The following is a 13000-nucleotide window of genomic DNA, read 5'->3' as shown; positions in this document are numbered from 1 at the left end:
GCACGTTTTTCGTCCTATTTTCGATTTAATATCAATATTATAAACCATTATTGCATTTTCACGCAATTATAAATATAGTATATGTGTCCAAAGACCGTACATCATCGATATACAAATGATAAAAGTATTCACAGGAAAGAGACCGGAACATGTTAGTTACACTGAAAGAAATCTTGAATTATGCAGAAGCCAATAAATGCGCCATCGGAGCCTTCCACATCCTGAGCGAAGATAACCTTACTGCTGTTCTCGATGCTGCCCAGGAACTTCGTTTTCCGGTCATCATCATGCACTCACAGGAAAATGAAAAAAAGCTTCCACTTGCCAACATCGGTCCACTTATGGTAGATATGGCAGAGAAAGCTTCTGTTCCGGTCTGTGTCCATCTGGATCACGGCATGACCATTAATTATATCCGTCAGGCACTGATCATCGGTTTCAGCTCTGTTACCTATGATGGTTCTTCCCTTCCTTATGAAGAAAACATAGAAAATACCAAGACGGTCGTGCACATGGCATCCCGCCGTTTTGCTTCCGTCGAAGGTGTTGCCCCTGTCGGCATCCCTCAACAGGATGTCACAGAAGCCGTGCGTGGCTTTATCGACGCCACAGGCATCAGCGCACTGGCATGTTCCTACGGCGCATTACAACACGTAAATAACACTGGCTCCGAATTTTCTGTTCCATTAGTTATGAACGGAGAACCGGATATCAGCAAAGACGATTACACACAGGTCATCCAGCACGGTGTGCGCAAGATCAACTGCGACAGTGAGATCTATTACCGGGATATCGCAATGCTCGGTATGCAGGCTGTGACCGAGAATGCCAAAAAAGCCATCTCATTGTTCGGAGGAATTAACTGATTTTATCTTTTTAAAACTATTGACTTTTTACCAGAAATTCGGTAAAGATAAGCATAGAGCTATCGAATCGAAGGTGAATATTATGTTATATAGAAGCAAGATATTATTACTGGATCTGATTCATATTTTATTTATATTATTCATATTAAAAACAACGGGCGCATGGAATTACAAAGAGGGCTCTATAATCATACTATTGTGGATGATTTTACTTGTTATCTCTGTAGTCATGTTATGGAAATATCACTGTAGCCAAAATGGATTATTAAATAACGTTATCATTGTAATTTCAGTAATCATCATATTTTTTAGTATTTTAAATGTGCTTCCATTTTGTTTTCCTGTTTGTTTAGATTATGAATTAGAACATGGATTGTTTCATATGCAATAATCCATCTTAAAAGAAGTCAGAGGTTGTGGAATCCACAACCTCTGATTATATTTATCTTCATATTCTCTTCTCCATCCATCGATACAGATCTTCGTACACTTCTTCCCGGTCTGTCTCATTCAGGATTTCATGCCGATCTCCGGCATATAACTTCATCTCCACATCGGTCATGCCGTGTGCTTCGTATTTTCGGAATACTCTGGTCACGCCCACGCCATTACTTCCCACCGGATCCTCTGCACCGGATACAAAGATTACCGGAAGCTCCACAGGAATCTTATCCATTGCATGGCGTCTTGTCAGTACTTTCATACCTTCAAACATCTGATAATATCCATTTACAGTAAATACGAAATTGCAAAGCGGGTCTGCTTCGTATTCCTTCCGCTTAGAGTCATCTGAAGTAATCCAGTCTTTGGTGCTGTCACTTGGCTCAAATTGACGGTTATAACCGCCCATTCCAAGCTGGTTCACCAGATGGCTTCTGTGATGCCAGCCCTTCGTCAGTGAGATGCTCTTGCAGACTGCCTGTCCGGCTTTCAGCAACACATACGGCATATCTCCCGTACCCATGACAATAGCTCCTGCCAGTCCTTCTGCACGCATGGTCAGATACTGTCTGAGTAGGAATGATCCCATGCTGTGTCCCATCATAAAATACGGTACACCCGGATACTCTTTTTCGGTCATTTTCCGTAGTCTGTGTATATCCGAGATCACATACTGATTCCCTTTTTCTTCATGAAAATATCCAAGATATTCCTGTGACTGTACCGACTTTCCATGTCCCAGATGGTCGTGTCCAACTACACAGAATCCACGCTCTGCCAGATATCTTGCAAATTCATCATAACGGTCAATATACTCTACCATTCCATGTGAAATCTGCAGCACCGCTTTCACTCCTGCTTCCGGGAACCACTGAATTACATGGATCTGTGTCTGTCCATCGCTGGACGGAAAATAAAATTCCTTCTTTAACATACCTCATCCCCCCGGTCATCCATCTCGATATAGTCTCTGTGCGGTGCCAGTGCTTTATACGCCGGACGGATGATCTTATCCACATTCTTCAGCTCTTCCAGACGGTGTGCGCTCCATCCTACGATTCTCGCTGCTGCAAATATCGGTGTATATAATGCCTGTGGCAGATTCAGCATCTGATATACCAGACCACTGTAGAAGTCAACATTGGCATTAACACCTTTGTACATTCTGCGTCGTTCTCCAATCACTTCCGGTGCCAGTCTTTCTACCTTCGAATACAACGCATATTCTTTCTCGTAACCTTTTTCCACTGCTAACTGTTCCACAAAGCCTTTGAATATCTCTGCTCTTGGATCTGAGATAGAATATACCGCATGTCCCATTCCATAGATCAGTCCTTTCTGATCGAAGGCTTTCTTATCCAACAGGTCATACAGATACTGGCGGATCTCATCTTCATCCTCCCAGTCCTTTACAACTCCCTTCATGTCCTCAAACATCTGTGTTACCTTGATATTCGCACCACCGTGCTTCGGCCCTTTGAGTGATGCCATTGCCGCAGTCATCGTCGAATAGGTATCCGTGCCGGAAGAAGTAACCACATGAGTCGTAAATGTCGAATTATTACCACCGCCGTGATCCATATGAAGCACCATCGCCATATCCAGGATCTTCGCCTCCAGCTTCGTGTACTGTCTGTCCTCACGAAGCATCATCAGGATATTCTCAGCCATGGACAGCTCCGGTCTCGGTGCATAGATAAAGAGATCCTGACCTCTGCGGAAATTATATGCATGATAACCGTACACCATCAGCATCGGAAACTGGCTGATCAGATTCAGGCACTGACGCAGTACATTCGGAATCGACGTATCATCTGCCTTTGCATCATAGCGGTAAAGACTCAGGATTGAACGAGACAGACTGTTCATCATATCACGGCTCGGTGCCTTCATGATCACATCCCGCACAAAGTTTGGCGGAAGCGTCCGTCTGTCAGACAGCATCACCTGAAAGTCTGCCAGCTCCTGTCTGGTCGGCAGTTCCCCAAACAGAAGCAGATATGCGATCTCTTCAAATCCATAATGGTCTTCCTTCAGGAATCCATTGACCAGATCCTTAATGTTATAACCTCGGTAATACAGATTGCCGGGACAAGGAACTTCCTCGCCATCCACGATCTTCTTCGCGCGCACGTCCGATACATTTGTCAGTCCTGCAAGCACGCCCTTACCGTTCATATCACGGAGGCCTCTTTTTACATCGTATTTCCCATACAGTTCCCTGTCAATGGCATTACTTTCCTCGCACAATGCAGCCAAATGCGCAATTTCCGGTGTAATCTCAAACAAATCTTTTGTCACAAACTTGCTCATAAGTCCCTTCCTTTCCCAATTTACTCTATTCTCCTGTTACCAAATATCTGCCTCAACTCTATTGCAAATATCTCCTAAGCCTAAAGTCCTCTGCTGATGTAATTGCTTAGTGCCGCAAATTCTTCCAACGTGAGTGCCTCACCTCGTACTGATGGTCCGTGTCCCAATGACTCAATACTCTCTGCGATCAGTTCCTTTGGAATATCCAGGTCCGCCGCATTCTTAAGTCCATTCGCCAGTGTCTTGCGGCGCTGATTAAAGGATGCACGTATAATGCGAAACATCAGCTTCTCATCGTCCACTTCCACCGGCGGTTTGTCATACGTTGTCAGACGGATTACTGCAGATCCCACCTTCGGTCTCGGCATAAAACAGTTCGGCGGAACATTTGCCACGATATATGGACTCGCATAATACTGCACCGCCAGCGACAATGCGCCGTAGTCCTTCGTGCCCGGTCCTACCTGCATGCGATCTGCCACTTCCTTCTGTACCATAACGGTAATACTCTCGATCGGCACATGCTTCTCGAATAATCCCATGATAATTGGTGTAGTGATGTAATACGGAAGATTCGCCACCACTTTTACCGGTCGACCACCATTTTCCTCTTCTACCAGCTTCTGAATGTCCACTTTCAGCACATCCTCATTAATGATCATAACATTATCATATGCAGACAATGTGTCACCCAGAATCGGAATCAATGCTTTATCAATCTCCACTGCTGCCACCTTGCCTGCTGCCTGCGCCAGATACTGCGTCATCGTACCGATACCGGGACCGATCTCCAGTACAAAATCATCCTTCGTAATCTCTGCCGCCGCGATAATCTTGTCCAGCACATGCGTATCAATCAGAAAGTTCTGTCCGAACTTCTTCTGAAATGTAAAATTATACTTCTTCAGAATCTCAATCGTATTCTGCGGGTTGCCAAGTGTAGGTTCCGTCATGTTATCCTCCTTAGTTTACTGATTATTATACATGAAAATATCTTCAATAGAAACAAATAAAAAATGAAATATCAATGAATTTTTTGTAACCTGATTTTCAGTTTATCCAGACTTAAAGTATAACATATGTAAATAGTTATTTCAATTTTGGATTCATGTTTTCACAATGTAACATATAAAAGATTACACAAAAGGGAGATACCACTCATGTAATATCTCCCTTTCTTTATCTACATTCTTATTCATTTAATAACAGCTTTTTCGCATTCTCTTCCGTCTGACGGATCACTTCTTCTGCCGTAATCCCTTTCAGTCTGCTGATCTCCTCTGCCACATATCGAATGTAAGAAGAGTTGTTCCGCTTACCGCGGAATGGTTCCGGAGCCATATACGGACAGTCCGTTTCCAGCACAATGGATTCCAGCGGAATCGCCTCAGCAACTTCTTTCAGCTTCTTGCCATTCTTGAATGTCACCACACCACCGATGCCGATGTGATAGTCCATTTTCACATACTCTTTTGCCATTTCCAGCGAATACGAATAACAGTGGATAATCCCCCGCAGTCCCTGGCCATGTTCTTTCATAATCTCCATGGTATCTGCTGCCGCCGAACGGCTGTGGATCATCACCGGAAGATCCAGTTCCCTTGCCAGATCAAGCTGACGGATGAACCATTTCTTCTGTATCTCGTGTGGCTCATTGTCCCAGTAGTAATCCAGACCGATTTCACCGACAGCCACTACCTTATCCAACTTGAACTGTTCTTTCATACGGGCAAATGTTTCTTCATTCAGGTCGCCCACTTCATCCGGATGCACGCCGACTGCCGCATACATAAATGGATACTTCTCCGCAAGTTTCGGCACTTCGAAGCAGGATTCATAGGATGCTGCCACATTGACGATTGTACCCACGCCTGCTTCTTTCATAGAAGCAAGCAGGGTCTCGCGGTCTTCATCAAACTGTTCACTGTCATAATGCGCATGCGTGTCAAATATCATAATTCCTCCAGATATTCCTATTAGCAGATTTCTGCTCCTGCAGGCATATTTTTCTCAGGTGTCATCAATGACAGGTTACCGTCTGCGTCCTCTGCACACAGCAACATACCCTCAGACAGTACTCCGGCAAGCTTCGCTGGCTTCAGGTTCACAAGAACCATAACCTTCTTACCTACCATCTCTTCTGCACTGTACTGTTTCTTAATACCAGATACGATCTGTTTTACCTGGCTTCCGATCTTCACCTGTGAACACAGCAGTTTCTTAGACTTCTTCACTTCCTCGCAGGCAATGATCTCGCCTACCTGGAACTGCATTTTGCCAAAGTCGTCAAATGTGATCTCCGGTTTTGCTTCGATATCGATCACATCTTCCTCTTCCTTCTGCTCCGGCTTTTCCTGTACCGGCGGATGAAGCTCTTCGACTTTCTTCATAACCTCTTCAAGATCCAGTCTCTGGAACAGAATCTCAGGCTTCTCGGTTACTTTACCGTCGCCAAGCTGTGCCAGGATCTTCTCTGATGTCTCAGGCATATATGGCTCCAGCTCTCTTGCGCCGGCCTTAATGCTCTCAATCAGGTTGTACAGTACTGTCTCCAGACGATCCTTTGCAGCCTCATCTTTTGCCAGTGCCCATGGCATCGTCTCATCAATATATTTGTTGCATCGTTTGAACAGTGCAAAGATCTCTGTAATCGCATCTGCCACACGCAGATCATTCATCTTAGACTCAACAACCTTCGGTGTATTCTCTACAACAGCCTTCAGATCGGCATCTACAGCTTCAGCCACACCCTTATCTGTTACACTTCCGCCAAAGTATTTGTTCGTCATGGAAATGGTACGATTTACCAGGTTACCCAGTGTATTGGCAAGGTCTGAATTCAGACGCTCTACCATCAGCTCCCATGAAATCACACCATCATTTTCGAACGGCATCTCATGCAATACGAAGTAACGTACCGCATCTACTCCAAAGAAATCTACCAGTTCATCTGCATACAGCACATTTCCTTTCGATTTACTCATCTTGCCATCACCCTGCAGCAGCCATGGATGTCCAAATACCTGTTTCGGTAATGGCTCACCCAGTGCCATCAGGAAGATTGGCCAGTAAATGGTATGGAAACGGATAATATCTTTACCGATCAGATGCAGGTCTGCCGGCCAGTTCTTCTTATACATTTCGCTGCTGTTGCCATCTGCATCATATCCAATTCCGGTAATGTAGTTGGTCAGCGCATCCAGCCATACGTATACGACATGCTTGTCATCAAAGTCTACCGGGATTCCCCATTTAAAGGAGGTTCTGGATACACACAGATCCTGCAGTCCCGGAAGCAGGAAGTTGTTCATCATCTCATTCTTTCTGGATACCGGCTGAATAAATTCCGGATGTGTATTGATATGCTCGATCAGACGATCTGCATACTTACTCATTTTGAAGAAATATGCCTCTTCCTGTGCAGGCTGAACCTCACGTCCGCAGTCCGGGCATTTACCGTCTACTAACTGAGACTCTGTCCAGAAAGACTCACATGGAGTACAATACATACCTTCATAAGATCCTTTGTAAATGTCTCCCTGATCATACAGTTTCTTAAAGATCTTCTGTACCTGTTTCTCATGATCCGGATCTGTCGTACGGATAAATTTGTCATAAGATGTATTCATCAGATCCCAGATTTCTTTAATCTGACCAGACACGTCATCTACAAATTCCTTAGGTGTTACACCGGCTTCTTCTGCCTTCAGTTCAATCTTCTGACCATGTTCGTCAGTACCTGTCTGGAAAAACACATCATATCCCTGTTTTCTCTTATATCGTGCAATTGCATCAGCCAGCACGATCTCGTAAGTATTACCGATATGCGGCTTTCCTGAAGTATACGCAATCGCTGTAGTCATATAAAACTTTGGTTTACTACATTTTTCACACATAATTCTCTCTCCTAACCCATTTTAAAATGTTTGAACAAACGTAATGTTACAAAAGAAAAACGCCTTCTCTGATCCTTTCAGATCAAAGAAGACGATATCTATCGTGTTACCACTTCTCTTCACTCACAGCCTCACAGCAGGAGTCTCAACTGGTGCATCACACCATGACGCTGTAACGGGCGCACCCATTGCAGATTTACTGTATTATCTGGCATCATCTCTCCAATAGATGCCATTCCAGTTCATCTACACCACTCAGAAGCCATCTTCCGCAGTCTTCCATCCATCCCTCTCAGCCTTATGGGACTTCTCTGTAGAACTTCCTTCTGCGTACTCTCTTCGTCATTGCGTTTGTCTAATCTGACAAAAATCGTAACACATATGTTTCTGAAAGTCAAGACGCGCGATTTCGTATAACGGCTTATTTTCAGCCGGAAACACACTCTAGTTTTTCTTCTCATATCCGAGCGCCGGATTCTCATAATCTCCACGCTTCTTCTTTTCTTCTACATACTGATTCCATACACCGGCTTCATCCTCAATTCCGACCGTTGCCGGGTCAAACAGCGGATTCAAACCCTGTGCTCTCTGCTTCTCATAATCCTTCACGATACGCATCAGTACTGGTGTCAGAAGCAGGATACTGAATGTATTTACCCACAGCATACATCCTACACCGATATCACCCATCGGCCAGATCGTATCTCCATCAATCAGAATACCAAACATACAGAATATCAGGAACAGAATACGTACAAATGTAACAACCCATTTATTTTCACCAAATAAGTACTTACATGTTGACTCTAACTGATAAGAATATGACAGCATTGTTGTGAAAATAAAGATAAACAAGATTACCGCAAGCAGCATAGCTCCTGCCTGTCCGATCGTCGTTGCCATTGCTTCCTGCATAAATGCGATACCATACTGAATACCTTTCGCATGCTCTACTAACAGCACATCACCAACACCATCCGCAGCTACATTATAAGTACCCGCAAGAAGTACCGACAATCCTGTACAGGTACATACCAGAAGTGTATCTACATATACGGAAAATCCCTGAACCAATCCCTGTTTTACAGGATGGGATGTATCTGTCGTCGCAGAAATCAGCGGGCTCATACCATTACCGGCATCGTTAGAGAAGAATCCTCTCTTAATTCCCCATGAGAGCGCCGATCCTACGATTCCGCCAAATACCGCATCTTTACCAAATGCACTTGCAAAAATAGAACCAAATACGGATGGAATTCTTTCCGCATTCACGATCATAATAATGACCATAACTAACAGATAAATGCCGCACATGATCGGTGCAAGGAACTCTGCTACCTGTCCGATTCGCTTGATACCACCCATGGTTACGACACCAACGATAATTACCATTCCGATTCCTACTACTACAAATGGAATTCCAAATGCTCCCTTTACGGCAGTGGCTGCTGTCTGTGTCTGCATAGCCGGAAGCAGGAAGCCAGGTCCGATAAATACAGCGATACAGAATAACACGGCAAGAATCTTACCAAGTGTCTTATTCTTAATTCCCTTAGACATATAAAACGCCGGTCCTCCGGTCAGCTCTCCTAAGTTTCTCGTCTTGTATGCCTGACCAAGGATACACTCTACCATACCAGTAGATGCACCAAGAATCGCTGTGATCCACATCCAGAAAACGGCTCCCGGACCCCCCATAAAAATAGCAGTTGCTGTACCCGCAATATTACCGGTTCCGATACGTCCTCCTACAGTTGTTGCAAATGCCTGGAATGGTGACAGTGCTTTATCTTGTTTATTATCACCTTTCTCGAGCAGACATTTTGCCATATCCTTTACTCTGCGAACCTGCATTCCCTTCAACCGGACGGTAAACCATACCGCAGCGATCATCAGGAATACACACATAACCGGATGCCATACAATGTCATTCACGGTATTCATTACTTTTACAAATAATTCCATATTTTCTACCCCATTCATTCCTTTTCTATCATTTGCATTATCATACACCCAAATACCGAGTGCGCTCTTTTTTTATTATAGCAGTAATCTATACTTGATGCAATTCAGATTTGAAACAAATTTATTGCTCATCCGTATAAAAACGCTGAATTTCTGTATTTTCTCCATATGCATGAGACCTGCTGTCTCCTGCATATCTATAGACAAAAACGATCAGGATACTCTTTATGTCTAAAAAACGTTCTCTCATTGCTCTTCTGATTCTGGCTGTCTCTGCATTGACTGTGTGCTGTCTGTTAAGCTGCCGGATATATGCCGATGCGGATACAACATTCGACGACTTTACCGATGCTCTCTTTCAGGAAGAGGTAAACAGCAACAGCATTACCCTTCACTATACACTGCAGAACCCAGACAACTACGGAATAAGCAATCCCATCATTTCTTTCGGAAATTATTCCGTTTCTTCCTCTAATATCAGTACTGCTGCCGAAAATAATCTTGCCCAACTGAAAGACATCCCTTATGCCGAACTCTCTCCTTCCAATCAGACCATCTGGAAACTTTTAGAGGATTCCTTCTCCAACACTCTGTCCGGAATTCCATATCTGTTATACGAAGAACCCATCAGCCCTCTTACAGGGATTCAGACACAGCTTCCTATTTTATTATCTGAATATCAATTTGTTGATACCACAGATGTGGATACATATCTTGCCCTGCTGAAAACACTCCCGGAACACTTCGATTCTCTAACCGGTTTTGAAACGTCCAAAGCGGATGCCGGTCTGTTCATGGCATCCTCCACAGCCGATTCCGTGATCAAAGAATGTAATACCTTTCTTAATATGGGAAGCAGTAATTATCTTTACTCTTCCTTTGAAGATCGCATCAATAATCTCTCTGGCTGTTCTGCTGATACAAAAAAAGCTTATATTGCACAAAATGAATCCGCACTCAAAGAATATGTATTTCCCGCTTATCAGAATCTGATTACTGCATTGGAAACATTAAAATCCAAAAGTGGCAGTTCCGGTGGGCTATGCCGCCTTCCGGACGGTAAAAATTATTACCAGCATCTGGTCAAATGTGAAACCGGCTCTGATCGTTCCATAGATGAATTGAAAGAACTGACCATGACACAGATCCAGTCGGATCTCATCGCCATGCAGACCGTTCTCACTTCGCCTGAATACGCTTCCAGAACAGATTCATCCAATTTAAGCGATACCACATTAGATGCATTCACCTTACAGGACTCAAACCCTGCTGCCATCCTAAACGATCTCCAACAGAAAACCGAACGATTCTTCCCATCTATCGAAGCTGTGAATACGCAGGTAAAATACGTTCAAGCTGACGTAGCTGAATATGTGAGTCCAGCATTCTACATGGTTCCCGCTATCGATAACACCGAAGGGCAGACCATTTACATCAACTCGCTCCATCTGCCGGACGATCTGACTCTATTTACGACACTGGCACACGAAGGATTTCCCGGTCATCTGTATCAGCATGTCTATTATGCATCCACAGATCCCGAACCGATACGCAGTCTCTTAGACTGTGGCGGCTATACCGAAGGTTGGGCAACTTACACAGAAATGATAAGTTATTACTTTTCCGGTTTGCCAAAAGACGAAGCATCCCTGCGCCAGCACAATGCTTCCGTTCTGCTCGGTCTCTATGCTCTTGCAGATATCGGCATTCATTACGACGGTTGGAATCTCAAAGATACCATCTCATTCTTCCGTGATTACAGTATTCAGGATGCGGCGACCATCTCAAAGATCTACGACCTGATCACCGCAGATCCGGCAAACTATCTCAAGTATTATATTGGTTACGTTGAATTTATGGAACTGAAAAAAGAAGCAATGAAAAAATGGGGAGATGATTTCTCACAGATTCGCTTCCATAAAGCGGTATTAGATGCTGGTCCGATGCCATTTTATCTCCTCAGAACAAATGTATTTGATAATTAAAATATATTTTTTATCTTTTTATGGTAAGTTTTCGTAATGTGTGCTATATTAATTATATATGATACTTTATTGTTGCACCATATGTAAATCTATTATATAATATCATTAGCTTACATAAAGGCTAATATTCGAGGCAGGCGAAGAAAGGAGTTATTATGGAAGAAATGACAGTACTTGAAATGCAAAGATTTTTAAATCAACAATATACCGAAGGTAAATCTGAACTAGAAGCTTATCAGAATTTAATGAAGATTCTTGGACTAACTTATCCGCAATCAGAATAAGGCTGATCGCTCAGCCTTGGGACATCAAGGGGAGGGTGGACCTGCCGCCACTCCCCCGACATTTTTAATATAACATATCTTACCGTATATTGGAACTATACTTCTTCTTTACTCTATCCAATATTTCCACGCATTACATCCGTGAATCTCCGCGGTCGCTGACCAGCTGATAACCGACACTTGCTACTCTTCTGGACAGACATCCTCTGCATTCCGCAGCCTCTTCACCCGTACAGATCTTATTGTCATACAGTTCATACTGCTTTCGGTTCTTCACCGGAGACAGATTCGGCATTACAACATTTGCTCCCGCCTGCAATCCTTTTTCACGTCCCAGCGGATCCATTGTTCCCAGTGCCGTTGTCGCAGGAAGCAATACTCCCGGAAGCAATATCCGGATAATGGATAATAATAGTAACGTCCGCTCTACACTTCCGGCTTTTTCTTCTGCATATCTGGTGTCGTGATGCGGAATAAATGGTCCGATTCCTACCATATGAGGCTCCAGTTCTTTTAAGAAAACCAGATCCTCTGCCAGATCTGGAATCTGTTGCCCCGGTGCACCTACCATAAATCCGGCGCCCACCTGATATCCAAGTTCTTTCAGATCATAAAGACATTGTTTGCGTTCCGATAATTTCATTTCCGTCGGATGTAACTTCTGATATAATTCATCACTGGCTGTCTCATGTCGGAGCAGGTATCTGTCCGCTCCCGCTTCTTTCCACAATCGGTATGTTTCTTTCGAATGTTCTCCTACAGACAATGTGATCGCACACTCCGGATACAACACCCGTATCTCCCGGACAATCTCCGCCAGTTTTTCATCTGTATAATACGGATCCTCGCCGCCCTGCAGCACAAATGTCCGAAATCCCAGTTCATATCCATTGGCACAGCAGTCAAGTATCTCCTCTTTCGTCAAACGATAGCGCTGTGCATTTCTGTTACCATTTCTAATTCCGCAATAATAGCAGTTATTCCTGCAATAATTGGTAAATTCAATCAATCCACGGGTATAAACATCTGTGCCATAATATTTTTTTTGAAGCCGAACTGCTTCCTCCTTTAGCTGCTCTCGGACCTGCACATCTGACTCTGCCAGCCGGATCAATTCTACATATTCTTCCTTTGTCAATTCATGTGTGTTGATAAATTTTTCTGCAATATTCATATTATCTATTCTATACATCATTCAGAAAATGGTCAAACATCAATCACATTCTCATCACATTTTTGGGATAGACTAA

At 43.7% G+C, this 13000-nt stretch carries 10 protein-coding genes; 3 read left to right on the top strand and 7 right to left on the bottom strand.

Features of this window, described 5'->3' with window-relative positions; all coding sequences use genetic code 11:
- Window positions 1–149: 149 nt before the first annotated feature.
- Window positions 150–866, top strand: a complete 717-nt coding sequence (locus DWZ93_RS06050) for a class II fructose-bisphosphate aldolase (RefSeq protein WP_118452285.1) — start codon at window positions 150–152, stop codon at window positions 864–866.
- A 448-nt stretch (window positions 867–1314) separates the two neighbouring features.
- Here DWZ93_RS06050 and DWZ93_RS06040 read toward each other — a convergent pair whose 3' ends face one another.
- The 6 genes from DWZ93_RS06040 to DWZ93_RS06015 form a co-directional block, all read right to left on the bottom strand.
- Window positions 1315–2241, bottom strand: coding sequence for an alpha/beta fold hydrolase (locus DWZ93_RS06040; RefSeq protein WP_118452283.1), 927 nt, complete (start codon window positions 2239–2241; stop codon window positions 1315–1317).
- Window positions 2235–3620: a citrate/2-methylcitrate synthase gene (locus tag DWZ93_RS06035; protein WP_118452282.1), complete on the bottom strand. Its 1386-nt coding sequence runs from the start codon at window positions 3618–3620 to the stop codon at window positions 2235–2237. The genes DWZ93_RS06040 and DWZ93_RS06035 overlap by 7 nt, the downstream gene beginning before the upstream one ends.
- Before the next feature lie 80 nt (window positions 3621–3700).
- Complete coding sequence (gene rsmA / locus DWZ93_RS06030) at window positions 3701–4573, bottom strand: 16S rRNA (adenine(1518)-N(6)/adenine(1519)-N(6))-dimethyltransferase RsmA (RefSeq protein WP_118384261.1); 873 nt, start codon at window positions 4571–4573, stop codon at window positions 3701–3703.
- A gap of 238 nt (window positions 4574–4811) precedes the next feature.
- Window positions 4812–5576 carry a TatD family hydrolase gene (locus DWZ93_RS06025; protein WP_118452281.1) on the bottom strand — a complete coding sequence of 255 codons (765 nt, stop codon included), beginning with the start codon at window positions 5574–5576 and terminating at the stop codon, window positions 4812–4814.
- A 20-nt stretch (window positions 5577–5596) separates the two neighbouring features.
- The gene (gene metG / locus DWZ93_RS06020; RefSeq protein ID WP_118452280.1) at window positions 5597–7516 is read right to left on the bottom strand and encodes a methionine--tRNA ligase; all 1920 of its coding nucleotides are present in this window, start codon (window positions 7514–7516) and stop codon (window positions 5597–5599) included.
- A 444-nt stretch (window positions 7517–7960) separates the two neighbouring features.
- On the bottom strand, window positions 7961–9481 hold the full coding sequence (locus tag DWZ93_RS06015; protein ID WP_158574286.1) for an alanine/glycine:cation symporter family protein: 1521 nt from the start codon (window positions 9479–9481) through the stop codon (window positions 7961–7963).
- Between the two features lie 284 nt (window positions 9482–9765).
- On the opposite strand from DWZ93_RS06015, the gene DWZ93_RS06010 reads away from it, so the two are divergent.
- Entirely contained in the window at window positions 9766–11466 is a 1701-nt protein-coding gene (locus tag DWZ93_RS06010; RefSeq protein ID WP_243061151.1) for a DUF885 domain-containing protein, read from the top strand.
- A gap of 155 nt (window positions 11467–11621) precedes the next feature.
- The gene (locus DWZ93_RS15080; RefSeq protein ID WP_278337076.1) at window positions 11622–11750 is read left to right on the top strand and encodes a hypothetical protein; all 129 of its coding nucleotides are present in this window, start codon (window positions 11622–11624) and stop codon (window positions 11748–11750) included.
- Between the two features lie 133 nt (window positions 11751–11883).
- Here DWZ93_RS15080 and hydE read toward each other — a convergent pair whose 3' ends face one another.
- The gene (gene hydE, locus DWZ93_RS06005) at window positions 11884–12924 is read right to left on the bottom strand and encodes a [FeFe] hydrogenase H-cluster radical SAM maturase HydE (RefSeq protein WP_118452431.1); all 1041 of its coding nucleotides are present in this window, start codon (window positions 12922–12924) and stop codon (window positions 11884–11886) included.
- Window positions 12925–13000 lie beyond the last annotated feature (76 nt).

Source organism: Dorea sp. AF36-15AT, assembly GCF_003477705.1.
Taxonomy (GTDB): domain Bacteria; phylum Bacillota; class Clostridia; order Lachnospirales; family Lachnospiraceae; genus Claveliimonas; species Claveliimonas ammoniilytica.
Note: the sequence above shows the minus strand (reverse complement) of the source record. Positions and strands in the feature narration are given on the sequence as shown.

Coding starts and splice junctions, on each gene's coding strand:
- DWZ93_RS06050 (WP_118452285.1), top strand. CDS start 150: ATGTTAGTTACACTGAAAGAAATCTTGAATTATGCAGAAGCCAATAAA.
- DWZ93_RS06040 (WP_118452283.1), bottom strand. CDS start 2,241: ATGTTAAAGAAGGAATTTTATTTTCCGTCCAGCGATGGACAGACACAG.
- DWZ93_RS06035 (WP_118452282.1), bottom strand. CDS start 3,620: ATGAGCAAGTTTGTGACAAAAGATTTGTTTGAGATTACACCGGAAATT.
- rsmA (WP_118384261.1), bottom strand. CDS start 4,573: ATGACGGAACCTACACTTGGCAACCCGCAGAATACGATTGAGATTCTG.
- DWZ93_RS06025 (WP_118452281.1), bottom strand. CDS start 5,576: ATGATATTTGACACGCATGCGCATTATGACAGTGAACAGTTTGATGAA.
- metG (WP_118452280.1), bottom strand. CDS start 7,516: ATGTGTGAAAAATGTAGTAAACCAAAGTTTTATATGACTACAGCGATT.
- DWZ93_RS06015 (WP_158574286.1), bottom strand. CDS start 9,481: ATGGAATTATTTGTAAAAGTAATGAATACCGTGAATGACATTGTATGG.
- DWZ93_RS15080 (WP_278337076.1), top strand. CDS start 11,622: ATGGAAGAAATGACAGTACTTGAAATGCAAAGATTTTTAAATCAACAA.
- hydE (WP_118452431.1), bottom strand. CDS start 12,924: ATGAATATTGCAGAAAAATTTATCAACACACATGAATTGACAAAGGAA.